The sequence below is a fragment of the Streptomyces gilvosporeus genome, from assembly GCF_002082195.1.
Classification (GTDB): Bacteria; Actinomycetota; Actinomycetes; order Streptomycetales; family Streptomycetaceae; genus Streptomyces; species Streptomyces gilvosporeus.
In genome coordinates, this window is the sequence record NZ_CP020569.1 from 3,098,616 (window position 1) to 3,122,703 (window position 24,088).

Below are 24,088 nucleotides of genomic sequence, written 5' to 3' on the forward strand. Positions count from 1 at the left end.
GAGGCCCCGGACAGATCCCGGTAGCGACCGTCCGGGGCCAGCCTCCATTCTTATGCGGCGGGCGCCCAGTCCTCCGGGAGGCCGTACCCCCCGGCCCAGGTCTTGCCGTACACCTCGGCATCCGTTCCGATGGGGACGCCGAACAGCTCCATCCGGACCGTCTCCGCTACCTCTTGCGCGATCTCAGCCGCCTCCGCTTTGGGGGCCGTGCCCAGCACTTCGTCATGCACCCACAGGTTCAGGTACCGGGTCAGGCCCTTTTCCTGAAGGTCGATGAGCGCCTGGCCCATCGTGTCGCGTGCCGTGGACTGGCACAGATACGCCACACCCTTGTAGAGGCGGTCCCGGTCCAAGACCAGGCGTCGGCCGGAGGGCGTACGGATCTCGCACCCATTGCTAAGAGCATGGGATTGAAGACCGCGGGCCCACCGCTTCACGCCGGGATACGCCCGTGCGTAGCGCTGGAGGGTGTCCCGCATGACGTTCTCTGGCATGCCGGTCATCTTGGCCAGTGTGGCCGCTCCGCCTTGGTACGAGGTCCCCAGACCGGCGATCTTGGCCAGGCTCCGTTGGTGCTTGGTGAACGCGTCTCCGAACATGAGCGTGGCGGTGAAGTCATGGAGGTTCCGGCCGTCCCGGATGGCCTGGCACATGCGGGGCTCCTGGGACAGGGCAGCCAGGACCACCAGCTCCACCGAGGATTGGTCCACGCTGAAGTACACGTTCCCCGGCTCCGCGACGATGGCCCGGCGGATCTCCCACCCCTTCGACGGAAGCTGTTGGAGCGGCGGGTCCGACACGCTCGCCCGCCCCGTCTTGGCACCCAGGGTGTTGATCTTCGGGTGGATGCGATCGTGGGCGTCACGGTTGTCGAGCATGGCCACGGCGTATGAGTTGCGCCACTTCGCGGCCCGCTTGGCGCGGAGCACTGCGTCCGCCAAGGGGTTGGGCCGACGGGTGCCGCGCGGCTGCCATTGGTCGTCGAGGTCCGCCAGGTCCAGGAGGACGCCTTTGTCCACCTTCCAGGCTCCGGAGGGGGTGCGGTCCACCAGCTCCTCCCCCATGCCCAACAGGGCCTGGGCCACCTGGGCCGTGGAGTTCAGGTTCTCCACGCCGTAGCGGGCCGCGCGCTCCGTGTGGCGTTGGGTGTCCGCCGCCAGGCGGTCCACCAGGCCCTCCGTGTACGGCACGTCCAGGAGCATCCCCCGGCGTTCCATGGCCGCGCAGATGGTCATGAGCTGGTGCTCGAACTCCACCAGGGTGTCCGGGATGCCGTGGCGCTCCAGCTCGCGTTCCAGGTAGGGGCGGAGCCGGGCGGTCAGGAGCACGTCCAAACCGGCGTAGCGCTGGTAGGTCTCATCCTGGTACGGGATGCCCGCCCAGCCGGTGGCCTTGGTCAGCCCACGGCTTCGGAATACCGCCGTAAGACCGGCCTGGGTATCCGGCGCCGCCGGGTCGACGTACCAGGCGGACAGAGGTTTCAGGGAAATGCCTATGCCACCCTCGAAATCCTGTCTGCTGTCACAAAGGTGGGCGAGGATCTTGGTGTCCCGTACGCGCGGCGCGACGGCCTCCAGCGGGGCCACGCCGTGGCGGTCCAGGACGAGGAGGTCATAGGCGGCGTTGTGGATCACCAGCTCCGGGCACCGGGTGACCACGGTCCGGGCCAGGTCGGCGAACGCCCCGCCCCGCTCGAACGGGACGACGAACGCCACGTCCCCCGTGCCGTACTGAACCGTTCGGAGCTGGTGGCCGGGGTTGAACGTGTCCAGGCCGCTGGTCTCCGTGTCGAGAGCGAGGGAACGTGGCTGGTGCTCACTCAGCCACTCCCGTGCCTCCCGCGCGTCGTCGGGTGTCTCCAAGGCGTGGATGGTCGTCACGTCCCCGGCAAGGGGGTGGCGGTAGGTCTTCACGGGCGGGCTCCGTCACTGTCCGTCGGCCGCCGGCCCCACGCTCTGTGACATGCGAAAGGGGGCCGCCCGACCGGGACGACCCCCACACCGCACGCTTAGACCGCTGTTCTGGCCTGGCCGAATATGTCTGGGTTGCCTCCATCCACTGGGTTGCGTGACAGGGCCCGGCAGTCCGCCAGGTTGGCTATCACGCGGGTGCCCTTCGTCTTGGACTCTCGGACACCGGGGAACGTGCGCAGGGCGTCATAGAACTTGTTGCGCGTCATCGGGTGACGGATGCCGGACTCCTCCGTCCACGACCGGTAACGCTCCCAGGTCTCAGTCCTGGGGACGTGCGCGCCTTCCTGGACCACGAACTCCTCCCCGATGAAGCCCGAGAGGGGATGTGAGCTGTCGCGGTAGTGCGCGGTTGCCCGTTCCACCACGGCGGGGTACTCCAGGCCCCGCCCGCTGTCGTAGGCCCGGAACCATTCGATCGCGCCGCGCACGGCCCACGCCGCGATGCCCTCACGTTCCTGGTGAAGGGTGGCCTGGAGATGGCGGTCCTCCCGGCCCCGGAAATCCTCGTTCCACGGGACCACCCGAACGCGCTGCCACAGGGCGGCGTCCGTGGCATCCACGTCCGGGACGTAGTTGGTGTCCACCTGGACCAGGCACACCGGCCGGAACGTGATCTCCGACCGGGCGTAGACGCCCCGGGCGGTGATGGTCTGATCTCCGGTGACGGCCTTCATCAGCGCTTGGTCCAACGGCATGTTCGCGGGCCACTCGGAGGAGATCACCAGGCGACGGCCCCGCAGCCCGACCACATCGGCGCGGGGGCCGCCGTTCTCCCGGCGGCGCTGGAACAGGCTCGCGTCCGCGCGCTTGGTCGCCTCCCGGAACACGTCCTCGATGGCCGCCGTGAACGTGGTCTTCCCGTTCGTGGTCGGCCCGGTGTGCATGATGAACGCGCGCTCCACGCCGTACCCCGTGATGCCGTACCCGATGAGCATCTGCAGAAAGGCCGCCATGGCTTCACAGCCAGGGTGGCACTCCTTGAGGAAGCGTTCCCAACGCGGGGCCTGGGCCGCCGGGTTGTAGTACACATCCACGTAAAAGGTGTTCATGTCGGCCGGGTCGTGGGGTCGGGCGTGGCCGGTACGGAGGTCCACCACGACGTTCCGGAACGCCAGAAGGTCCGGGCGCGCGTCGAACTGGTCCACCGTCGCGTACACGCCGGGAATGGACGTCAGCATGTCCACCATTCCCTTGACCTTGTTCGCCTGCTGGGAGTTGAGCACATGGCGTGACAGCTTCTCCGGCTCATGGCCGGGCTCCTCGGCCATGTTCTTGACCACGCGCCGCACGTCCGCGTACAGGGCTTCCGTGGGGACTTGGGCCCAGCACCGGCCGCGCCACTTGAACACGCCCGCACCCGGAACCATGCGCACGTGGCCGCCAAGCTGCCGGAACAGGCGCTCCGCGTTGCCCAGGTCCGTGAGCGGGAGAACTCCGGCGCTCTCCTCCTGGTCCTCGTCAGTCGGAACAGGTTCCGTCCGCGGGGCGGCGTCCACGATGTGGAGCGGGGCCCGGCGGACGGCTGCGTGGAGTTGGCCGGGGAAGGCTTCGGGGTCGCGCTTTCGCCAGTCGGTGAGATCGTCCCCGGCGTGCGGGATCTCCAGTTTCCTGACCATGACCCCAGCCCGGACCAAGGCGTCCGCCAGAGCATCGGTGAAGGCGGCCCCGGCGTTGTCCCGGTCCCCGGCCAGTACTACGTCCCGGTCGCCGAGGCCCGCCGCCAGTTCCTCCACCAGCGCGGTATTGCGGGCCAGTCCAGCGCCCCGGACCATCACCACGTCATAGCCGACGGCAAGGCCCGTCAGGCCGTCGCCGGGCCCTTCGGTGATCAGCACCGTGTCATAACCGGAGTTGGCCCGCAGTACGCCGTACTTGGCCCACGCGGACCCGTCCGGGGAGACGATGGACAGCCACCGAGCCGGACAGTGCCCGGATAGGTCCCGGCCCTGGAGGCCGCGGGGCCTGCCGTTGAAGTCGCATAGCGGGACCGTCAAGCGAGGGTGGCGCAGGTAGCCGGTGGAACGGTAAGGGAACCGGTCGTCCAGGCCCGGGTAGTCCAGGCCCAGGCCGAGGTCCACCGCGCGCTCAGCATCCAGTCCGAACCGGTCGGCCACGTAGTCCCGGGCTTCCGGGTGCTCCGGGTCCAGGAACGCCATGTTCGTGGTGTCCACGTACTGGGCCAGAGCTGCCAGGGCTCCGGTGTCCAGGGCGCCGGGCACCGGCTTGGCCGACGCCTTCACACCTGCCCCCGGGGTCCAGTCGAACAGGTCCGCCGGCCTCATGCCCAGGGCCGCCAGGATGGCGTCACGGGCGCACCCGGCCCAGCAGCGCACCAGGAGCCGCCCGTCCTCCTTGAGCCGGAAGAACAGGGAGGGGCGTTGGTCGTCGTGGACGGGGCAGGGGACGCCGTACTCCCCTCGCTCCTCCACCACTTCCGGGAAGCGGGCCAGGAACTGGGCCAGGTCCTTCGTGCGCAACGTCTCTCCTCCAACGCAAAGCGGGCGTGTCCGGCCCCATGCACTGGGGTCCGTGACACGCCCGCGGATTGGGGATCAGTCGAGATTGCGGAGGGCTTGGAGGACACGCCCGAAGGTCACCAGGTCCATGACCGCGTACGCGTCGTCCACGCGGCGGCGCGGGGCCTTCACCACAGCCACGCCATAGGGAAACCCGGCGTTGACGGCCTCTCGGTTGGCCTGGCGTACGTAGTCGGCCAGGCGGATGGACTTCTCCGCCTTGCACTCGATGACGAACGGTCGGGCGTGGAGGTCTCCCACGTCCTTGGCGCCGGTCTGGGCGGGCCGGGTGATGTTGTCCGGGTCGTGCGGGTCCTTCCACGGGTACGCGGCGTCCTTCCAGTGCTCCACGTACTGGCTGAGGGCGGCGTTCAGGTAGTGCCTCACCGCCCGCTCCCAGGCGGTCCCCTTCTGCTTGTTCGGGTTGCTCACGGGCGGCCTCGGAACCGGGCGCGCCGGGCGGCCCGCATGCCCAGGAGTCCCACGGTTACGGCCAGGAGGAACCAGAGCACGCGCCCCAGGATGAGCAGGCCCAGGACGATGGCGACCAGGACCAGGAGCGCGTCAGGCAACGGCCGGGACCTCCGCCGGGATCGTCACGGCGACGTGTTCGGCTGCCACCGTCTCCACGCGGAACGTGGAGCGCTTGACGAATCCCGATTCGTTGCCGGTGGGCTTGACCTTCAGCATGGGGATCGTGCGCCCCTTGTACTGCTCGGTGTACGTGCGCTGGACGGTGGCCTCCACCATCCGTACGCCGTTGCCCCGGCGGGCTGCGTAGACCAGGGTGTCCCCCTCCCGGATCTCCTGGCCCGTGAAGTCGTGTATGTGGCCACGCTTCGCCACGTGTCTCTCCTCTGTTGTGTCTGGGGAAGGGCGGGGCCGGGCCCCGCCGGTCACGCTGGGTTCACCGCCGGCCTAGCGGTGAGTGATCAGAACGGAACGGGGTCGGCGGCCTTGGAGAGGGAGGGGAGCACCGCGTCCACGTCGGCCGGGACACGGCCGTGGACCTTCAGAACCGGCTTTCGGTAGCTCACGTCCACACCGGCCTTGGTGGTGAACTCGACCAGCTCCAGAGAGAGCGTGCAGAGCGCGGGGCCGCCGACGGCCTCCAGCTCCCGCCAGACACCCTCCAGGGCCTTCATGAAGTCCCAGGAGCCCGTAAGGAGCTTGAACTTGCCCAGCTCCGGGTCATCGGCCAGGCGGAATTCCACACGCTGGTCAGGCTTCGGGCCGTGGCCCGCCTTGGCCACCGCCTTGCGCTCCTGGAGCGTCTGCGGGCAGCCGCACGGCTGGCCCACGCGCGGGTCCTCGGAGTCCGTGAACTCCACGCCGTCGCATGCGTGGATGGGCTTGCCGGTCATGCCGTAGAGAGCCATGCGGAACGACACGGCATCGGGGCCGTCCACGATCACCTTTACGGCGTCCGCTTCGGTCAGCACCTCCAAGGAGTCCTCCTTGGAGGTCTCCCACGACTGCGGGGCGCCGCCGTACAGATTCGCCACGGCCTTGCCCACCTCAGGATCGCCGGTTGTGATCCGCCAGGCAGACAGACCCACAGGGCGCCCGTTGAGCTTCTGCCCGGCTCGGAACCGGCCGACGAAATCGGAGCTGTAGACCTTGGGCCGGGCGGAAGGGTCGTTGTCGAACACACGGAGGGTGCGGGGTGCCACTGTGCTGGCTCTCCTTGGGAAGTGCTTGGAATGAGGCAGCAAAAGGCCCGGCGTATGACCGCCGGGCCTCTCGCTGATTCCATGCACTGGGGGCCGTGACAGCCCCAGCCGGCCTACGCCGCGCGCCGCTGAGTGCCGGTCTCCGCCTCGCCGCCCGAGGCCACCGCGCGGCCAATAACGCCGCGCTTCAGCTCGCGCTCCCAGTCGAATACCGCCCTCAAGTGAAGGAAGACCTGGAACAGCTCCGGCGTGTGGGCGACGGGGACCAACTTCCATCCCTCCGACCGAACATGGAGAACGGCCGCCGCGTCGATGGTCGGCACCGGTACGGATTCGCCCGTGTCGGCGCGGACGATCCGGTCCGCGTTCGCGTACGCCGAAAGCTGTAGGGCCACTTCCTCATGGACACCGCTCCGGGTGGTCTTCCAGTCCAGGACCACCGTCTCCCCGCCAATGCGCGCGATGGCGTCGAACGACCCCGCGTAGTTGTGCCGGTCGCTCCACACCGCATCCTCGAGGAACAGGAACTCCGGCTGAATCTGGTCCAGGAACTCCCGGAAATGACCGGCGTAGCCGCGGAGGTCTGGGTGGACGCGGGTTACCGCCTCGCCGCGCGCCAGACGCTCGAACACGTCGTGTGCGTCCGACCCGATGTCGGCGGCCTGCTTGGTGACCCGGCGGGGCGCCCCCTTGAGATAGTCGATGGCGCCGGATCGGTCGTTCATCGCCAGACCCACCAGGGGGCCGATGTTGTCCACGGCCGCCGTGGCCACCTCCTTGGCGGCCCAGAACTGAAGGAAGCCCTTCGGGAGCATGGACAGGACGGAGGTCACGCCCGGCGCCTTGGCGCCTGTCTCGGGGTCGACGTAGAACCGGCTGCCGGAACGTTGAATGGTGTTGAGTGCTGCCACGGGTCTCTCCGCTCGCTCACGGGCCCCGAGGGGCCGCGCTCAGTCGCTTACGCCGTCATCTACTGGGGCCCGTGACGGCCGGCTCTGTGATGGAACGGGCCCAGCGTGAGCGGGCGTATCGCGGCGACGTGCGGCCCGGGCCGACTCTCCTGTCTGCGCACCGCTCCGGCTCGACCGCCGGCCGCACGTCGGATGGCGAGGGGCGGCTAGGGGAAACCCTGCTGTGGTAACGGGCCAATCGGGCACAACAGCTGACAGGCCAAGGGCTGCCCAATTCGCGGGCCAGCGTACGGGCGCCGTCGAAGGTGGGCGGACGGCCCGGCCCGCCGCGATGCATGGCCCCAGCCCAGGCAGACCACCGGCCAAAGACCGCGGAGCCAACCTCGATCACAGCTGTGAAACACAGGGCTCGCGGTATTGCATCGTCAATGGCCATGCTCCAGGCCGCGCCGAGGTCGCGAGAGATGGGGCAGCGACTTAGGCTAGTAGTTAATGGGTAGCGCTTTCGGTGGTCCACCAGGATTGTTAGCGCCGCACACCGGTCGCAATTCGCGGAAGGAAAGGTGTGCAATGCCGCAAGTGACGATAGATAATCTTCCATGGCTGATTGCGGCAGCCCTGTTCTTGCTGCTGATCGTGCGCGATTGGGTCAAGAAGAAGCTGACCGCCCTCTTGGACTGGATATACGAGCGGACATATAGCAGGCTCGCTGGCTCAACACTGTTCCGGCGATCAGCGGTACGACGTTACGCAGCTGCCGTGCAGCGCAAGAACGAGAGCGTACCGATTCCATTCTTGGAAAATCGCCCCCTTAAAATGCGCAAGATCTACGTCCCAGCCACACTCGAGACGGGCCACAATGGCGAACATCCTGATGCCGCCGAAAGCATCAGGAGTGTTCAAAACGCGATCGTACTCGGAGTCCCAGGTGCAGGAAAGTCGATGCTCCTCCGGCATTCCATCCTTAGTTGGGCAGATAACCGAATGGAGCGGCGCAGGCATAGGCCTCGCCACATTCACTCTCGCGAGTTTACTGAAGTTCCGATTCTAGTCAAGCTACATAGGCTCAACGGAAATGAAAAAGACATCCGTCAGCTGATCGTCGAAGAATTTCAGCGAAATGATTTTCCGCGTGCGGAAAAGTTCGTCACTAGATCCCTTAAGGAAGGCCGCCTCATAGCGCTACTCGACGGTCTCGATGAGGTAACCATGACAGACCGCGCAAGGTCCACCCAAACGATAAAGGATTTCATCCAGGAATTCGACCGGTGCCGTGTCATTGTTACCTGCCGCAGCGCGGTCTATCAAGACACACTGTCAGACGCACTCCCAAATGTTTTCCGAATCTCCGAATTCGATGAAAGGTTAATACGTAGATTCCTATCCCATTGGATGGACATTAACCCTCAAGGGTCGGTCGAGGAGCTAATGGTCACGCTACGGGATACTCCGCGCCTCATGCAACTCGCGCGCAACCCCTTGCTATTGACGATGATTGCGTACCTCTATACCGATGCCTATCAGGGGCAGGGCCAGAATTTGCCGCGCACTAGGGCTGACTTCTATGAGGAGGTTGTTGACGTCATGCTGCGCCGTTGGCATGACGAGCACAACCACTACGCTGCGCGGGAAAAGCGTAGGGTGCTTCAGAGATTGGCTTTGACAGCCCAAGATATTCCACAGTATTCCCTTGACCGCCTCACAGTGCCCGAGGCTGCGGTGCGGGAGGTAACATGTGAAGTACTTGAGGACACTCCACTTGATCCTAAAGATCACGAGGTACCCCTGCTTCGAGAAATCCTCGAGCGAAGCGGTCTGCTGCTTGAGGTAGACGGGGGTGAGCGTTACCAATTCGCGCATCTAACACTGCAGGAATACCTCGCAGCTCGGCAACTCCTGAATAGCCCGACTGAGATTGTTGCGCGGTACCGCCGTGACCCAGCCACGTGGCGCGAGACCGTGCGACTCTGGTGCGGCGCAGCAAATCAGGATTGCGCCCCGGTCATCAACAATGTCTTCCAGCTGGACCAATGCCTAGCCTTCGAGTGTCTTGCTGATGCGCAGCATCTGGCAAATGAAACCGCGGATCGAGTAATTCGACACTTCCAGGAATCACTAGGCACGCTCGACGACCCTCAGGTCATCAAGGCTTTCGGCACCGTCGCGTCGGATCCCCGCCCACGGGGTAAGGAAATACTCCGATTCCTCGCCGACAAAGCGACAAAAACTGATGAATCTTCCAGTCGCCGAGCTGCCGTGGCAGCTTTGGCCGCCACGAACCTGCCAGCCGTGGCCACGACCCTAGCTGGACTTCTGGGCACGGCCGAAGGAGTCCGTGAATCTATTACCAGCATGGGCGATATCGCGGTCGACGCCCTGGGCGATGCTTCCGGACGAGGATGCCTGGACGCTGTAGAACCATTGGCCACTATCGGCACGCCGAATGCCGCCCGGAAACTCGCCGATATTTGTTACGACTCTCATTCCAACGGACGAATTGCCGTTATTTCCGCGTGGCATTTGGCGGCTATGATCCGAATTCCTGAGATCGAGGAATCTCTGCGTTGGCACGCTCCGCGCATAAACACCTCCACGGCAATCGATCATTCAGGTGACTGGTTCGGTGCGCGCTTCGAAGCAGATCAGAAAATGCGAGTTCTGGCGAATCGGATTGGTTGCCTCCTCGGCTCAAATGACGCCTCCGGGAAGGAAGCCGAGATGGCATGCGAGGCCAAACCCGACTCTGTAATCACGATTGATCGCCGCATCGGAATCCCGCTCGCTACTGGATCAGCATGGCTCCCAGACTGGTCACAGATGAACGTCAGATATACGGCCGCATCTCACGATCTTGAGAAATTGACAGGGAACAGCCCGGGCTCCGCCATCAGAATGCGATATCACCGGGGAGCACACGAAGATCATACAGTCCCTCTCTGGGAATTGCTATTTATGATTCGACATTCCGGACGCACGCACCCGGAACTGTCAGCCGAGGAGGCTTGGTCAATCCTTGAGCGTATAATCAGCGCAACGGTGAACGACGGCGCTTCCCATAGAGCAATCATGTTGCTCCGACTCCTCTCACCTAAGGACCGCATTGCTCTTATCCAACTCCAGGTAGCAAATACCTCGCGAGCCCTACGGGAATCGTGGGTTGACGCCTCTCGGGAAGTGACATACCCGCAATTTAGATACGGAATCCACTACCGTATCGCTATAGCCCTGACAGTCCTGATCACGGCCGCTGCATGTCACCGAGCCGTGCTCGCAGGAACCGGGATATCGCCCTGGGGGCCAGGTTGGCTCGGCTGGACTGCGGTTGGGGCTATAGTGACAGGGTGGATTGCATTGATAGCCGACGGCGCTCTAGTTGATGAGTACACCCTTGCTTACAGGGGCCTAGCAGGCTTGCTTACGGGGCCAATTGATTTGATCGACGGAATTGACGCGGAGGATCGACTTCTGGGGCTGGCCACAACCCTCTTTGCTCCCATGACATTCTTCTTCTCCTTCCTTGAGGTGATGAATTCATTCGGCGTATTCACTGCTGCACTTTCCTTCATCCTGTGGATGGCCTTGGTTGCGGCCCTCTGCTGGCGGGGCTGGCGGCTCGCTCGGATAGCGCACGCCCCATTCCGGGAAATGTTCGATTCCGATAGAGTCGTTGACTTGCCCTATTGGCGTCCTCTATTGTGAGACACTCCCAAGTAATTCAGTGCCGCTCTGCCACACCTAGTGTCCGAGCCAAACGGCCTAGTGGCCGGTGCCATAACCTACGACTCCTCCGGCAGCGTCGCCGGGTTGTACTTGGCCGCCACCTTCCGGGACGCGCCCTCGCCCAGGAACAGGAGGATCAGGAACGTGATCGCATCCACGGCCTGGTCATTCACGGCCACGTCCGCTACGGCGGGGATGTAGTGGCCCACCAGAACCAGGAGCGCACCTAGAGCGGTCCGTACCCGGACGGGGTTGTCCCGAAGGGCCTGGCGGATGAGGTCGATCATTCAGTCTCCCAACGTGTCGATCAAAGCGCGGACGCTGGCCAGGAGTTCGACCAACGTCCCGGTGTTGTGGAGCACGTGGTCCGGCTCCATGCCGTCCAGCTCCGTTTCCGAGGCGTGTTCACCGGCCTGTCCCGCTAGGCCCGCGCCCGGCCGCTCCACGCGAACGACCACGGCCCCCTCCGCCCGAAGGGCGCCCAGCTCGTTGGCGTACCGCACGTCCGCGACGATGCACGGCAGCTTCCATTCCGTCCCCTGGCGCACCTGGGCCAGGACCGGGCGCACCCAGAAGTCCGGGTCTCGGTCCCGGATGGCTTGGCCGTACTCCTGGAGGAGTCGCCGGACCTCAGGCAGGGCCTTGGCCCCCTCCCATCCACCGTGGTCCTCCAGGGTGTCCACCAGGTGGTAGTCCTCGTAGCAACAGCACGAATGCACCAAGGGGTTAAGGCGGATCAGAGCCGCCTTAAGTTCATCGGCGAACGCCAGGCGGGTGTAGGCCGCGTGCCGGCCGAATTCGGCGGCCACGGTGTCCTTGCCGGACCGTGCCTTGCCGATGAGCGCGATGTGGGGAAAGGACAGGGGTCCTCCAGGCGTAGCGCGCCCTGGGGCGCGGGGTGTTTGTCGTCGTGCACTGGTGCTCGTTACACGGCGCCCGTGGCTTTCAGGGCCGCCGCGATCAGGGTTCCGGCGGAGGTGAGGGCCGCCACGGGCAGGGCGTAGCGCCACCGCTCCAGGCCCCGGAGTCGGGTTTCGTGGTCGGTCAGGGTCTGGGTGACGGCTTCGTGGGTCTGGGACAGGCTCCGTACATCGCCGCGCAGCGCCACCAGTTCGTCATAGATTTCGCGGGCACCGATGGTGACGCCGCCCAGCTCGTCACGCTCGCTCACGTCTGTCTCACCCCTTCACGGTGAACCCGTGCTTCGTGCCCAGGAGGCGGAGCGAGGCGATACCCGGGATGCCGTCCGGCGGGCCGCCGACGCGGGCCCGCTTCTGCCAGTTCGCGTACGCGATGCGGGTCATGGACCCGAACGAACCGTCGCACCAACGGCCGTCCAACAGGCCCTCCGCCTTCAACGCCGCCTCCACATGGCGCACGTCGGCCGGGTAGGTCGTGCCGCCCTGGCGGAGGTCCGGGTCACGGACGGCAGCCGCGCGGATGCGGGCCAGGGACACCACCGGCTTGGACTTGGCCGGGGGCTTGGCGCCCTTGTCCGGGATGCTGATCTTGTCGCCGGGGTGGATCAGGTCCGGGTTTTTAATCTGGGGGTTGATCGCCAGAAGGGCCGCGAGGGACACCCCAGCGGAGGCCGCGATCTTGCCCAGGGTCTGACCGGCCTTCACCGTCACGGTCTTGGCCTTGCTCGAACCGGTATGGGAACCGCCCGTGGTCGGGCCGGAGGCTGTCGCCTTATAGGTGAACCCGGCCTTCCCCTTCAGGGCCGGGTCCGCCGTCGTCACCCCCTCCGCATATCGAGGGAGGCCGTAGCCATGAACATACGCGTCGCGGCGCCTGCGGCGCTTGAGGTACACGCCGTCTCCCTCCGCCGAACCGTTGGCGTTGGTGTTGCCCTCCACCGTCGTGATGTAGGTGGAGTCATAGGCCACCACGATGCCCGTGTGAGAGTTCGCCGACCGTCCGTAGATCACCTGGGCCCCGATGGCGGGATATGCGGAGTAGCGCCCCCTGGACTTGAACCAGTCATACGCCGTCCACACGGACGCCGTGACCGGGAACAGGGACGCTCCCCCGGCCTGCCGGGCACACCAGGAGACGAAGGTGGCGCACCATGCCTGATTCTGGGACCACTCCAGGCCCGGCACGGCCGGACTGTATCGCTGGTGGTTGTTCCAGTGGCCACCGCTGTATCCCTCGCGGTAGCCGATCTCTCCGCGCGCTATGCGGATTACGTCTGCGGCCTTGCCCAAGCCGTCCTCCTGTTGGCATGCAAAGGCCCCGCCGAAGTTGCCCGGCGGGGCCGTGTGTGGTCAGTGGGTGAGTTAGGGCCTGTCAACGGATCTTGCAGCCAACACCGTCTGGGTTATTCGCGCTGCCACGGCATGACGGCCCTGTAACGAGTTGATCGCCCACAGTGAACAGGCGTGTTCGTCCCATTCCCGCTGGGGATCTTGGCTTCGGCGTCGCGCGACGCCCCCAGCTCGATCAAGCCACTATGAAACGGCAGGACTCCGTGAGCGAATCCTTCAACGAAGAGCAGATCAACGAGTACAAGGTGGCATTTTCCCTGTACGACAAGAACAACGATGGCAATGTCACGGCCAACGAACTGGGCGCCGCCATGAGGTCTGTGGGGCAGAACCCCACTGAGGCCGAGCTCCAAGACATGATCAACGAAGTCGACAAGGACGACAACGGAACGATCAACTTCGCCGAGTTTCTGAGCCTGATGGCCAGGCAAGTCACGAGCAACAACGACGAGGAGGACGAGATCCGTGAGGCGTTCCATGTGTTTGACAAGGACGGTAACGGGGTCATCAGCTCCAGCGAGCTGCGCCACGTCATGACGTCTCTGGGCGAGAAACTGACTGATGATGAGGTCGACGAGATGCTCCGGGAGGCGGACGTCGACGGCGACGGACAAATCAACTACGAAGAATTCTGCAAGATGATGAAAACAAAGTGACCCGTCGGACACTGCCTAGGACGCGACGCCATACATGCGCTGGACGCAGGCCCATACGGTGGACTGCGCCTTGGCCCGTGCCTGGAGCTTGATTTCCGGGTGTGCCCCGAACTCATAGCCGGGGATGTTGAACTCCGCCTGGATGGGCTTTCCGGTGGAGCCGGAGGCCACCGTCTGGCCGTCCACGGTGATGCGGATATCCCCACCGTTGCCGTTCCCCACGGCCTGGGCGAACACCTCCAGGCGTGGGTGTTGGGCCTCCGGCCATGCCACCTGAAGGTCCGTCCAGGACGTGGAGTTGGTCGACGGCCAGTCGACGGCCTGGGCCGGACTCATGGGGATAGGCAGGTGTGGCCGGGCCAGGCCGCCGGCCACCACGTCCTCCGAGAGGAGTTCGTGGCCCTGGGCGTCCTTGATGCGGACTGCCTGCGCTTGGCCTTCGGCAGTGGTGCCGTTCCAGACCGAAAGGGCCACGCTGCCATCCCGGCGCCGCACCACCAGGGCGTGTTCCCCTTCGATGGGGCCGACTTCGCCCACGCGGAAGGTCTCGGCTCCTCCGGGCTGTTTGACCGAGAGGCTGCCGCCCTCGCCGATCTTCACGTCTCCGTGGAGGATCTGGTTCATGGCGGGTCGGCGGTTGGCGGCCGTGGTCAGGGCACGCAACTCGCTTTCCAGACGGCGGAGTCGGTCGTTCAGGTCCTGCGGAATGGTCGCCACTATGCAGCCTCCAAGTACAGCTCCGCGGATTCCTGCTGACCGCGCTGAGCCGGGGTCACGTGCAGGCCCACCACGCGGTAGTCCGCGTCCAGGCCATCGGAGAACCAGGTGTCGCGCATGCGGAGCCGGACGTTTGCGCCGATGAGAGCGGGGGTCACCTCGCCGTCCAGGCGGGTCTTCACCGACGGGATGACCACGGGGTCCTTGGCACGGGCTAGGTCCGCCTTCGCGTGCTCGTTGAGCGTCGGCAGACGAGACACGGTGTTGTAGTCGCTGGAGCCATCCAGCCGTGGCCACCCGGCCGCCAGCTTCTGCGGGTAGGACCACTCCGTGGACAGCAGCGGGAAGGACTCTTCGGCCTGGTTCTGGTTGTCGGTCGCGCCACGGCTCTGCCAGGTGTTGGCCATGCCGGTGGCGTCCTGCGGCCAGGAGTAGGTCAGGACGTTGCCCGGGTAGGTCAGCATGACCGGCGCGGCCCCTGCCGTGATGGTGGGGTATCCGAGCTGGAGCCGCTTCACGCGGTCCCCGGTCTCCGCGTCGCGGTAGACCTGGACGCGCCACTCAAAGCCGCCTTCGACGGCCGCCAGTCGGTCCAGGGCTTCCCGAATCCGCGTCGCGTCGAACCGGGAGTACGTACGGTCCCGCAGGACGCCGGATGTGCGGCTGTAGTCGATGCGGATGCCGATATCGCCGCCGTCGTGGGTGGCCGCGTACGTCACCAGGTCCCGGGCGATGTCGAACTGGTCCATCTGCCGGGCCTCCAGGGTGTCCCGGAGTTCGCGGTGGTCCCAGTAGGAGTCAAAGGTGGCGGCCTGGAGAGCGACGGTCACCGCGCCCCGCTCGTCCACGGCCGGTGTGGCCGTCCAGACGATGCCGCCCCACCACAGATCCCGGCCGCGCTCCACCCACAGCGCCGTCCTGCCGGGCACCACGGCCCGCTTGACCCGTGCGGCCATCGCGGCGTCCGCCACGGGAATGGTGCCGGTCAGGGCTCCGGTCTTGCCTATGAAGTCGTCGAACGTGACGCCTTGGACGGGGAGCTGGTCCAGGATCTGGTCCGTGCGCAGGTCCGCGAACAGAAAACGGTACTGCGACAGGAAGTTCAACTCCTTCAGAGGATGTAGGTGGGGGTGATGCGGATGACGTTGCCCTTGGTGAGGGTTCCGTTCGGGGCCCAGGTACGTAGGACGACCGTGCCGCTGGGGCTGATGCGGCATCCGCCGTCGGCGTACCCGTCGCATGCGATGGCTTCCACGTCGTGGTCCGGGCGGAACTGGGAGGGGATGGTCACGATCGTTTCGTCGGCGATGTTGCCGGAGCCATTCGCCGTGATCGGTGCGCCGGTCCGCTCGATCTCAAGGATGAAGTGGACGATGCCGCAGGTCTTCTTGCCCTCGAATGCCAAGACCTTCCAGCCGGGTTGCAGCTTGAAGTAGCTGGAGGACTTCTCCACCTGGGCGGTGAACCGCTGGTCTGTGGCCAGGGTCTTGGCGCCGCTTCGGTACAGGCTCGCGTCTCCCAGCTCCAGGCGGCCGGAGTAGCCCAGGCGGACGACCGGTTCCCAGTCGGTGCCGTTGGAGCGCTCCAGGATGCCGCCGTAGTCGCGCCACTGCCCGGCGTAAGCCGTGGGGGTGTTGCCCACCGCGATGCCGCCGACGGCCACCGTGTAGTCCCGGCGGTCTGCTACTCCTGTGGCCCAGTTGATTCCGCCCGTGCCGGAGGATGCCCCGGCCGGGACGGTCACCTCCCACAGGACCACAGCGGGCCCGCTGATCGTCGGCGCGGTGGGTGAGGCGGCCGGGTCGCCCTGGACCACCTCCAGGACGGCCTTCTCCTCCCCCGACGAGTCGTAGGGGTCGTCATAGACCCGCAGCGCCACCACGTCGATCCGCGGGAACTGCGCGTCGCCTGCGGCGAACGTCACCGGCTCCGGGGCAGTGACCGCCACCGGATAGGCGCCCTGAGGGGCAGTGCCCTGGATGACGGCCCGGCCCACGCCCACGGTGGCCTCCATCTCCCCGGCGGAGACCAGGGCGAACGGGCTGCCGCCGGGGACCACGCCGGAGCGGGCCGACAGCTCCCCGGCGGGCGTGAACGTCCCGATCGGGACCACGCGGGTGTCCTCCCGGGTCTGGCCCCCGCCGTCCGGTCCTCGAGTAACGAGCCATCCACTACGAACCGTCACAGCCGGCCTGCCTCTCTGCTACCAAAATGCGTGGCGCCACCGGACCGTCACCGATGCGCGCGGGTCGTACGCGGCCATGTCCGCGCGAAATGCCATGGGTGTGGAGCCGGGTTCGACGGTGAACGCCTGCTCCGGCACGGATGCCCGGGTGACCGTGTAGAGGCGGGAGGCCGCGCCGTTGAGGACGACCGTTCCGGCCGCACAGTCCACGGTGAGCGTGTCGCGCTCCGCCAGGGCGATGTCGTACTCCAGCACCAGGCCGCCATGCGTCTGCACCAGGCACGGGCGGACGACCGGGCCCCGGAACTCCACGATGGGATGGGCCGGAGCATCCCCGGAGTTCACGGGGTTGAGGGTGCCCGTGGACCCGGCGTGCCCCCAGTCCAGAGGCCATTCCAGACCCCTGCCCCAATCCAGGCCGGGTTCCGCCTCCGGGAGCCCCACGTGTGCCCACCGCTCCGTGACGGAGTAGCGGCGGGGGTCGGTGCACTCCCACACGAGGGAGCCGGACGGCTCGCCCTTGGTGTACTGGCGATCCGCCGGGAGGGCCCGGCGGATGACGCGTCCGCGCATCAACCGCCGGGCCCCGGCGAGCTGGACCACCAGCTCCCGTTCCTCCTGGCCCAGGGCGGTGGCCGCCCGGAGCCGATTCAAGATGCCGGGGAACTGGTCAGGGTCGTCCGGCAGGATCGAGAAATCCCACTGGAGGATCCGGGAGCCGGCCAGCATCTGACCGAGCCACACGCCGTGTTGCCCCGGCATCGGCACGTTGGCCACGTCGGCGTCCGGGAGGTCATCCCAGCCGGTCAGCCGCTCCCCGACGAACGGGGTTTCTTCCCCCAACAGCAGGTTGCCGTACTGGATTTGGCCGTCCTGATATATCAGGCCGTCGGCCGTCCGCAGATGCGGCGCCAAGCTACCCCCTTGCCTTCATGCGCCACTCCAATTCGCGCGCCACCTGCCCGGGGGTGAGGTGGCCCGCGTTGAAGTTCTCGATGGTGAGCGCGGCCGCAGGACGGGCGGCGCTCCGGGCGGACGGAACGTGTTCCGTCTGGATGTGCACCGGCGCTCCGGCCATGGCCGGGATGTCTGCCGTGATGCCGCCCAACTGCCGTTTGAGCTGGGGGACCTGGTCCTGGATGCCCTTCATGAAGCCCTCCAGCAGGAGGCGGCCGTTCGGGGTCAGGATGCGGGCGTCCAGCTCCGCCGGGCCCTTCCAGTCCGGGAGCATGGACGTGATGCTGGACAGCTTGTCCCGCAGGCTGCCGATCATGGACGTAATGCCGTTGATGAATCCCCGGATCAGGCTCGCTCCGGCGCGCCAGAGGGTGGAGCCGAGGTTGCCCAGGGCATCGCGGGCACGGCCGGGCAGGCTCCGGATGAACCCGACGGCCGAACTGATTCCGCTGGAGATCTTGGATCCCATCGACGCCATGGCCGAACGGGCCGATTCCGCCACGTTTGAGCCCATTTGCTTCACGGCTGACCAGGCGCGGGATGCCATGTCGCGGAAGAACCCGATCACCGCGGAGACGCCGGAGGCCGCCACGGAACCGATCTTGGAGAAGATCGATCCGAAGAACGAAGCCAGCCCGGACAGTGCGGACTTGGCGGCGTCCAGCGCTCCGGAGAAGTCGCCGCGGAACAGCGCCACGATCGCCTTGATCGCTGGCACGACAACGCCCGTGATGTACTTCGAGGCCAGCGCGGTCAGAACGCCCGCGATCTTGCCGACGATGCCGATCGCGGCGGTGATCACCGGCATCAGGGCCCGGAAGGCACCGGCCAGGAGCGAGCCGACGGCTTCGATCAACGGGCCGCAGGCGGACAGGAGTTGCCCGAGCGCGGACCCGACGGTGACCAGGGCAGGGGTCAGGGAGCGGACCAGTTGACCGACCAATTGCCCCAAAATAGGGGCAAGTTTGGTCACAACGGACAGGATCGGACCGACGATCGCCGGGAGCTGCGCCAGGACCGGCTTTAGGGCTGTGAGCAGCGCTGACGCGATCTGAGCGACCAGGCCGCCGACGATCTTCAGGGTGGGGCCGAGGGCGCCCGCCAGTTGGACCGCGAGTTGAGCCGCGATCGGCAGGATGGCGGCCAGGGCCTGGGAGGCGACCTTGACGACGGGAGCCAGTCCGGCGCCCAGACTCTGGGCGAGCTGCACGAAGGCGGGGACCAGGGTCTGGACCGCGTTCTGGGTCGGCCCGGCCAGGGTCGTGACCAGGGTGTGGACCAGCGGCAGGGCCGCTTTCAGGGCGGCCCCCAGTACCTGGGAGACGGCCTTGCCGACCGCCGAGACGGTCTGGAACAGGGCCCGGAACGTCTCCTGGGCCTGCGGGGTCGCGGTGACCTTGGCGGCCGTCGCGGCCAGCTCCGAAAGGACCTGAAGCGCTCCGCCTCCGGCGTCGGCCGCCGCGCCCAGGACGTTGCCCAGGGTCTTACCGACGTTGGCCAGGGCGCCGCCGAATTGCTTGGCCACGCCCACGGCCGTTTCGATGCCGCGTTGCATGGCGCCGGACTTGAACGACGCGTCCCACTTGGCCCGGACGCGGTCCAGGCCCTGGCCCATGGAGGCGGTCATCCGCTCCCAGGCCGGGGCCGCTGCCGCGCCCAGCTGGGCCAGTCCCTGGAGGACCGTTGCGGGAAGGCCCCGCATGTTCTGAAGGCCCCGGGTTGCCCCGCTCAGGGCTTTGCCCAGCGTGCCGTCCTGGGCCAGGGTCCGCGCAGTTCCAGCGGCGTCCTTGGCCATGGCGTTAAGCGCGGACGCGGTGCCGGTGAGCTGGGTTTTCAGGACCGGCAGGACGGAGTTCGCCGTCTTGGTGAGCGTGTCGCCCAGGCCCTGGAACAGCGCCCCTTGGACGGAACGTTTCACCTCGCCCCAGGCAGGGGCCAGCGCCTTGGCCTGGGTGACGAAATCCTGGGCGGCGGGGGCTAGTTTGGCCATGGCGTCCGCGTCGCCCGACAGGGCATCGGAGACGCCGGACATGCCGACCTTGAGAGCGACGCCAGCCGAGGCCAGGGCCAGGACGGCCGGGGCCGCCACTCCGGCGGCCGGGGCCATGGCCGCGATGGACGAGGCCAGGCCCGCCACGGCCGGGACGCTGGAGGCCATCGTGGCGAGCTTCCCGACAGACCCCACCAGGGACAGCACCTTGCGAGCAGCCCCGCCCGAGCCGTCCCCGAGAGAGGTCACGTCCCGGGCCAGGTTGGCCAGGCGATCCCGGTCCACGTCCACGCGGGCCGGAATGGTCAGCGGGGGCGTGATGTGCGCCAGCTCTCGGCGGAGCCGGGCTATCTCGCGTTCGTTGACCTCCAGGCGGACACCGAGACCGGCGTTCGCGCCCTGGAGACGTTCGCGGAGCGTGGAGCGGAAGCGGGACAGGTCCGGGTCGACGTTGACTCGGACCCGGGCCCGTACCCGTGCGAGCTGGGCATTCAGCCGCTCCCGAAACCCGGTCAGGTCCGGGACGGCCTGGACCTGGACGCGGGCCCGACGCTCGATGCGGTCTAGGTACCGCTGGAGACTGGTGGCGAAATTCGACGTGTCGGGAAGGACACGGATCGAGATTCGCCCACGCTCCTGGCCTCCCGGCCCGGCCATGAACTACCCCCTGGGTGCAATGGGCTTGGCCAAGGGGTGCGTGGACAGGTCAAGGCGTGGGCGCTCGTGCTTGTCCGCCTTGACCTGTGGAACGTTGACGGGAACCGGTTCCCGCTTGAGTCGTCCGCCGGATACGCGGACGTTGTTGGCGTCGGCATAGCGCACGGCGTTGAGGAGCTGGGCCAGAAGATGCGTCTGCACCGTCCAGCCCCGGTGTTCGGGCCCGCCGGCCAACGAGGCGGCCAGGGCGGAGTCCGGTGGTAGGTGCTCGGTGAGCTGCCAGGCCCGGCGGGGCGCGAGGGTGCCCCTCCACACGTCGGCCAGATCCAGGCCGTAGAACCGTTGGAGGTCTGCCCGCAGAGCCCCGCCGTGCCCGTCGGCTATCAGCTGTCCGAGCGCGGAGCTTCCCCCACCTGGGTCTCCTCCTGCCACTCACCAACGGCCCGGACGAACACGGCCAGCGGCCAGTCCTCCATCTCCGCCTTCAGCGCGGCGGGGTCGTCGGCCACCAGGAGGAGAAGGTCACGGATCTGCGGGACCAGTTCCTCCAGCTCCTCCGCGCCGGTCTCCCCGAAGCGCGCCAGGATGGCCCGCGCAGCCTTCAGGCCGTCGTCGGGAAGCATCAGGATGTTGCGGAGATGGACCGTCTTCCCGGCCCGCGTCTCCACCGGCAGAGCCGTGAACTCCGCCGCTGCTTCCGCCATCATGTCCGCGCAAGAAAGTGCCAAGGTGGTGTCCCTAAAGTTGTCGGTGGTGTGGTCCGTTGGAAATGCGGCTCCGCCCGCCCGGGGACCGTCGGGGCGGGAGCCGGTTACGGAGCGCTCAGCCGACGCTCTACGCAACGTGAGGGTGTTACTCGCCGCCGTGGACCGGCGGAGGCTCCGGGGCCGCGATCTGGGCCCACTCGCCAATCGCATTGCCGATCAGGCTGGAGCCCAGGAACGTGCCCTTGATCGGGAAGGACACGAAGTCATCCGCCGCCAGGCCCACAGCGTCCGAACCCAGGAGGGAGACGCGCGGATGCCACAGCGGCAGGTAGTTGGTCCCGTCCACCAGGACCACCAACAGGGCCTTGGTCTGCGGCCGGGGCCGGGCCGGGATACGGAACGACTTGTCCGCCTGGACGGCCGCCGGGCCCGCACCGAAATAGAGCTGGTACGTCAGGGCCGTGGCCTGGATGGACTTGATGGTGACGGAGTACGTCACGTCCGGCGTGGTCGCCCGCAGCTTGGCGTTCTGCCACGACCCCTTGACCTCGGGATCGTCACCGTCCCGGCCGAACTCCGGCAGGTCGTCAAGGCTGGTGTGGCCGATGGACTCCCAGCCGTTGCCCGGGGCCAGCGGGTCCTTAATATCGGTGGGCTTGGCCGTGTCCGGGTCTGCGATGTAGATGTAGCCGCCCGCCGCGACGAACGCGGCGTCGTCAATCAGAGCCAAAGGGGCTGTCCTCCAGGGATAGGTCGGATGGGCCGCGCGGTCACGCGGTAGGTGGCCTGGAACCGGAAGAGGTCCGGCCCGGCCGCCGGTTCACCGGTCCGGATCTCCGCCGGGCCGGTCACGTCTTCAAAACGGCTCAAGTAGCCGTCAGGGCCCTGCCATTGCTTCAGGCACGCGTCCGCCAGGGCGACCCGTACGACGCGGGCCAGGCGGGAGGCTTCCCGCCGGTCCGTGGCTGCGCACTGCACGTCGATCAGCGCCACGTCGATGCCGAGGGGATTGGAGGAGCCGCCCGGTACCCGGCGAGCCACGACCAGCGGGAGCCCGTCGGACCAGTCCTCGGGCCAGCCCACCCGCACGGTGGCCCCCTCCAGGCCGTGACGGAGAGCGTCGACCACCAAGGCGTCCACATCAGGGAGGACCGGCCTCATAGGCCCGCCTCAATCGCGTGAATGCCCGGCACCCAGCGGCCGTTGGGCGCCATGTGTCCGTAGTTGATGGCGAACACCGCCGGGTCCTCCAAGGTCACCGTGGAGTCCGTCCGGTTGGTGCGGACCCTGGTGTGGGCGGCCAGGGCTCCGGAGTGCCGGTGCGCCTCGACCACCGCCCGCACACGGTCCGCCCGGTGCTCCAGCTCGTCCGCCACGGCTTCCCGGACGCCGGGCAGGTGGGCCACGATGCTGTCCAGGTTGGGCTTCACCTCTGCCACGTCATCCCCGCTTCCGGATCGTCGCTACGTCGTGTGCCAGGCGCCGGGAGCCGCCGAAGTGCTGGGGCTCACCGACCACGGCCCACACGTGCCCGGCCCACTCGATGCGGGACCAGGGCCCGGCCGGGAGGGCGCGGGCGTACACGCGGTACTCGGTGCCGGTCAGGTATCCCGGCTCTCCGCTTTCGTCGGTGGTGGCCGGGAGGACGCGGGCCCGGATCGTCACCGGCTGGCCGGGGCCCGGTTTGGTGCCGCCGTACCCGTCGTCCACCTCCATCGTGGGGTAGACCGTGAGCAGGTCCGGGCCGGAGTCCAGGAGGCTCACAGCGAACCCCCCAGGGACTCCACGGAAACGGCGAAGATGCCGGAGGCGCCGACGGCCGCGCGGATCAACCGGGCTTCACCGTCGGTGAGGCCGGCGCCGACGGGCAGTGATGCCGGAAGCTGGTACTGGTAGGCGCCTTGCAGCTCCGACCGGTACCCCTCCGGGTTTCTCACCCGCCGCTCCGCAGCCGCCAGCGTGACGGCCACCGCGATGGCCGGGGCCTTGGCCGGGTCGGGCCAGGCATCCCCGTACGCCCGCACGGTGGCGGAGGCATCCGATAGAGCCGCCTCCGCCTGCGCCCGCTCCTCCCCGACCAGTTCGCGGCCCAGACGCTGTTCCAGGGCCGCCACGTCCGCCAGGGGCTTCACGCGGGCCCCTACTTGTCCACCGGAGGCTTTGACGCGGTGGGCATGTCCAGCTTCACCGCGCGCACCAGGCGCTTGGCCGGGTTCTTGCCTCCGCCCACCGGGTCCGTCATGACGTTGTACCCGGCGTAGACGTTCAGGATGGAGCGGTCGCGCAGCTTGGCCGCGTCGTAGTCGCGCACCCACCGCATGGCCAGCCCGTTGTAGGACTGGCTGGAGCCGCTGGTGACACCGGCTGGGATGGCCGGGGCCCGAGTGGCCAGGACGAACGCGGAGGGGATGAAGCCGTACGCGGCACGAGGGTTGATCGCATTCGACACCACCAGGTCGAACCCGGCCAGGCGACCGACGGTCGCAGCACGGAGCGCCGAGTCCGAACCGGACTGGGACACGTCCGCGATGCGGCTGGACTTCAGAAGTGCCGTTTCCACGTCCGCGCCGATCAGGAGGGTACGGCCCTCCTGGGGAACGTTCGCCTTGTTCAGGGCCGCGCGGGCATCAATTAGGCCCTTCCACGGGTCGTCCTCGTCCAGCGTGACCGCGCTGCTGTAGGTGGCGGTCTCGATCATGTTCGCCACACCGGTGTCAATGGCCTTGGCCACGGCGTTGACCTGAGGCTGGAGGACTTGAGACGCGAAGTCCCGGATATCCAGCGTCAGTTCCTCGTCCGTGATCGCCACGGCACTGTAGATGTCCTTGTTCAGCGTGACGGTGGTGGAGTCTTCCGCCAGCTCGTCCAGGACGATGTCCGAAGACCGGTCGTTACGCCACTCGTACTCGCGGGCCTCAAGCTGGGCCGGAATCCGGATGGTCACGGTGTCGTTCTTGGCGCCGGTGAAGTCGAACCCGCCGTTCGTCCACACCAGACGCGACAGGACCATTTCCCGCTCAAGGAGACCCAGCGCGGTCGCTGCGATCTTCTCGGACTTCAGAAAGCTGTTAGCCATGTGCTCCGCTCAGGGCAGGGCCCCGGCCAGCACACAGCACAACCAAGGGCCTTGGACATGAACCCTTGGTTTTGGTGCTG

General features: G+C 67.0%; 26 protein-coding genes. 2 read left to right on the forward strand and 24 right to left on the reverse strand.

Translation table 11 applies throughout. The annotated features are described in order from the left end of the window. Nucleotides 1–50: 50 nt before the first annotated feature. From B1H19_RS40450 to B1H19_RS13650, 7 genes are all read right to left on the reverse strand, one after another. A complete protein-coding gene (locus B1H19_RS40450) occupies nucleotides 51–1,913 on the reverse strand; it encodes a DNA polymerase (protein WP_083105013.1) in 1,863 nt (620 codons plus the stop codon). A 95-nt stretch (nucleotides 1,914–2,008) separates the two neighbouring features. Beyond that, the gene (locus B1H19_RS13630; RefSeq protein WP_083105014.1) at nucleotides 2,009–4,450 is read right to left on the reverse strand and encodes a phage/plasmid primase, P4 family; all 2,442 of its coding nucleotides are present in this window, start codon (nucleotides 4,448–4,450) and stop codon (nucleotides 2,009–2,011) included. Nucleotides 4,451–4,525: 75 nt separating this feature from the next. Continuing rightward, entirely contained in the window at nucleotides 4,526–4,921 is a 396-nt protein-coding gene (locus tag B1H19_RS13635) for a hypothetical protein (RefSeq protein WP_083105015.1), read from the reverse strand. Next, nucleotides 4,918–5,061: a hypothetical protein gene (locus tag B1H19_RS38640; protein WP_159028047.1), complete on the reverse strand. Its 144-nt coding sequence runs from the start codon at nucleotides 5,059–5,061 to the stop codon at nucleotides 4,918–4,920. Before B1H19_RS38640 ends, B1H19_RS13635 begins: the two co-directional genes overlap by 4 nt. Further along, nucleotides 5,054–5,335 (reverse strand): hypothetical protein, encoded by a 282-nt coding sequence (locus B1H19_RS13640; protein WP_083105016.1) that lies wholly within the window; start codon nucleotides 5,333–5,335, stop codon nucleotides 5,054–5,056. The genes B1H19_RS38640 and B1H19_RS13640 overlap by 8 nt, the downstream gene beginning before the upstream one ends. 86 nt (nucleotides 5,336–5,421) lie before the next feature. Continuing rightward, nucleotides 5,422–6,162: a recombination directionality factor gene (locus B1H19_RS13645; RefSeq protein ID WP_083105017.1), complete on the reverse strand. Its 741-nt coding sequence runs from the start codon at nucleotides 6,160–6,162 to the stop codon at nucleotides 5,422–5,424. A gap of 113 nt (nucleotides 6,163–6,275) precedes the next feature. Continuing rightward, nucleotides 6,276–7,073 (reverse strand): PD-(D/E)XK nuclease family protein, encoded by a 798-nt coding sequence (locus B1H19_RS13650; protein WP_083105018.1) that lies wholly within the window; start codon nucleotides 7,071–7,073, stop codon nucleotides 6,276–6,278. 570 nt (nucleotides 7,074–7,643) lie between these two features. Between B1H19_RS13650 and B1H19_RS13655 the strand changes: the two genes are divergently transcribed. Next, on the forward strand, nucleotides 7,644–10,772 hold the full coding sequence (locus B1H19_RS13655) for an NACHT domain-containing protein (RefSeq protein WP_159028048.1): 3,129 nt from the start codon (nucleotides 7,644–7,646) through the stop codon (nucleotides 10,770–10,772). Between the two features lie 77 nt (nucleotides 10,773–10,849). Here B1H19_RS13655 and B1H19_RS13660 read toward each other — a convergent pair whose 3' ends face one another. The 4 genes from B1H19_RS13660 to B1H19_RS13675 form a co-directional block, all read right to left on the reverse strand. Continuing rightward, a complete protein-coding gene (locus B1H19_RS13660) occupies nucleotides 10,850–11,080 on the reverse strand; it encodes a hypothetical protein (protein WP_083105019.1) in 231 nt (76 codons plus the stop codon). Continuing rightward, nucleotides 11,081–11,602, reverse strand: coding sequence for a deoxynucleotide monophosphate kinase family protein (locus B1H19_RS13665; protein WP_083105020.1), 522 nt, complete (start codon nucleotides 11,600–11,602; stop codon nucleotides 11,081–11,083). 116 nt (nucleotides 11,603–11,718) lie between these two features. Further along, complete coding sequence (locus tag B1H19_RS13670) at nucleotides 11,719–11,964, reverse strand: hypothetical protein (RefSeq protein WP_083105021.1); 246 nt, start codon at nucleotides 11,962–11,964, stop codon at nucleotides 11,719–11,721. Nucleotides 11,965–11,971: 7 nt separating this feature from the next. Then, a complete protein-coding gene (locus B1H19_RS13675) occupies nucleotides 11,972–13,003 on the reverse strand; it encodes a LysM peptidoglycan-binding domain-containing protein (RefSeq protein ID WP_083105022.1) in 1,032 nt (343 codons plus the stop codon). 263 nt (nucleotides 13,004–13,266) lie between these two features. On the opposite strand from B1H19_RS13675, the gene B1H19_RS13680 reads away from it, so the two are divergent. Then, a complete protein-coding gene (locus B1H19_RS13680; RefSeq protein WP_159028049.1) occupies nucleotides 13,267–13,719 on the forward strand; it encodes an EF-hand domain-containing protein in 453 nt (150 codons plus the stop codon). 15 nt (nucleotides 13,720–13,734) lie between these two features. On the opposite strand, the gene B1H19_RS13685 is transcribed toward B1H19_RS13680, so the two are convergent. The 13 genes from B1H19_RS13685 to B1H19_RS13745 form a co-directional block, all read right to left on the reverse strand. Next, entirely contained in the window at nucleotides 13,735–14,436 is a 702-nt protein-coding gene (locus B1H19_RS13685; RefSeq protein ID WP_083105024.1) for a hypothetical protein, read from the reverse strand. Further along, the gene (locus B1H19_RS13690) at nucleotides 14,436–15,542 is read right to left on the reverse strand and encodes a hypothetical protein (RefSeq protein WP_203237148.1); all 1,107 of its coding nucleotides are present in this window, start codon (nucleotides 15,540–15,542) and stop codon (nucleotides 14,436–14,438) included. The genes B1H19_RS13685 and B1H19_RS13690 overlap by 1 nt, the downstream gene beginning before the upstream one ends. Before the next feature lie 5 nt (nucleotides 15,543–15,547). Next, nucleotides 15,548–16,549 (reverse strand): hypothetical protein, encoded by a 1,002-nt coding sequence (locus B1H19_RS13695; RefSeq protein ID WP_083105025.1) that lies wholly within the window; start codon nucleotides 16,547–16,549, stop codon nucleotides 15,548–15,550. Between the two features lie 90 nt (nucleotides 16,550–16,639). Next, the gene (locus B1H19_RS13700) at nucleotides 16,640–17,536 is read right to left on the reverse strand and encodes a phage distal tail protein (RefSeq protein ID WP_237289281.1); all 897 of its coding nucleotides are present in this window, start codon (nucleotides 17,534–17,536) and stop codon (nucleotides 16,640–16,642) included. Between the two features lies 1 nt (nucleotide 17,537). Beyond that, nucleotides 17,538–20,225 (reverse strand): phage tail protein, encoded by a 2,688-nt coding sequence (locus B1H19_RS13705; protein ID WP_083105026.1) that lies wholly within the window; start codon nucleotides 20,223–20,225, stop codon nucleotides 17,538–17,540. Between the two features lie 3 nt (nucleotides 20,226–20,228). Beyond that, entirely contained in the window at nucleotides 20,229–20,657 is a 429-nt protein-coding gene (locus tag B1H19_RS13710) for a hypothetical protein (protein ID WP_159028050.1), read from the reverse strand. Continuing rightward, nucleotides 20,609–20,953 carry a phage tail assembly protein gene (locus tag B1H19_RS13715; RefSeq protein WP_237289282.1) on the reverse strand — a complete coding sequence of 115 codons (345 nt, stop codon included), beginning with the start codon at nucleotides 20,951–20,953 and terminating at the stop codon, nucleotides 20,609–20,611. Before B1H19_RS13715 ends, B1H19_RS13710 begins: the two co-directional genes overlap by 49 nt. 124 nt (nucleotides 20,954–21,077) lie before the next feature. Continuing rightward, complete coding sequence (locus tag B1H19_RS13720; RefSeq protein ID WP_083105028.1) at nucleotides 21,078–21,662, reverse strand: phage tail tube protein; 585 nt, start codon at nucleotides 21,660–21,662, stop codon at nucleotides 21,078–21,080. Next, nucleotides 21,653–22,093, reverse strand: coding sequence for a hypothetical protein (locus B1H19_RS13725; RefSeq protein WP_203237149.1), 441 nt, complete (start codon nucleotides 22,091–22,093; stop codon nucleotides 21,653–21,655). The genes B1H19_RS13720 and B1H19_RS13725 overlap by 10 nt, the downstream gene beginning before the upstream one ends. Further along, nucleotides 22,090–22,371, reverse strand: coding sequence for a DUF5403 family protein (locus B1H19_RS13730; protein ID WP_083105029.1), 282 nt, complete (start codon nucleotides 22,369–22,371; stop codon nucleotides 22,090–22,092). The genes B1H19_RS13725 and B1H19_RS13730 overlap by 4 nt, the downstream gene beginning before the upstream one ends. A gap of 1 nt (nucleotide 22,372) precedes the next feature. Further along, on the reverse strand, nucleotides 22,373–22,696 hold the full coding sequence (locus B1H19_RS13735; protein ID WP_083105030.1) for a hypothetical protein: 324 nt from the start codon (nucleotides 22,694–22,696) through the stop codon (nucleotides 22,373–22,375). Further along, nucleotides 22,693–23,064, reverse strand: coding sequence for a hypothetical protein (locus B1H19_RS13740; RefSeq protein WP_083105031.1), 372 nt, complete (start codon nucleotides 23,062–23,064; stop codon nucleotides 22,693–22,695). Before B1H19_RS13740 ends, B1H19_RS13735 begins: the two co-directional genes overlap by 4 nt. A gap of 8 nt (nucleotides 23,065–23,072) precedes the next feature. Beyond that, entirely contained in the window at nucleotides 23,073–24,008 is a 936-nt protein-coding gene (locus tag B1H19_RS13745) for a phage major capsid protein (RefSeq protein WP_083105032.1), read from the reverse strand. Nucleotides 24,009–24,088: the final 80 nt, after the last annotated feature.

What these genes read in the sequence shown, in the direction of transcription:
- B1H19_RS13655 (WP_159028048.1), top strand. Translation starts at nt 7,644, where the DNA reads ATGCCGCAAGTGACGATAGATAATCTTCCATGGCTGATTGCGGCAGCC.
- B1H19_RS13660 (WP_083105019.1), bottom strand. Translation starts at nt 11,080, where the DNA reads ATGATCGACCTCATCCGCCAGGCCCTTCGGGACAACCCCGTCCGGGTA.
- B1H19_RS13705 (WP_083105026.1), bottom strand. Translation starts at nt 20,225, where the DNA reads ATGGCCGGGCCGGGAGGCCAGGAGCGTGGGCGAATCTCGATCCGTGTC.
- B1H19_RS13725 (WP_203237149.1), bottom strand. Translation starts at nt 22,093, where the DNA reads ATGAGGCCGGTCCTCCCTGATGTGGACGCCTTGGTGGTCGACGCTCTC.
- B1H19_RS13745 (WP_083105032.1), bottom strand. Translation starts at nt 24,008, where the DNA reads ATGGCTAACAGCTTTCTGAAGTCCGAGAAGATCGCAGCGACCGCGCTG.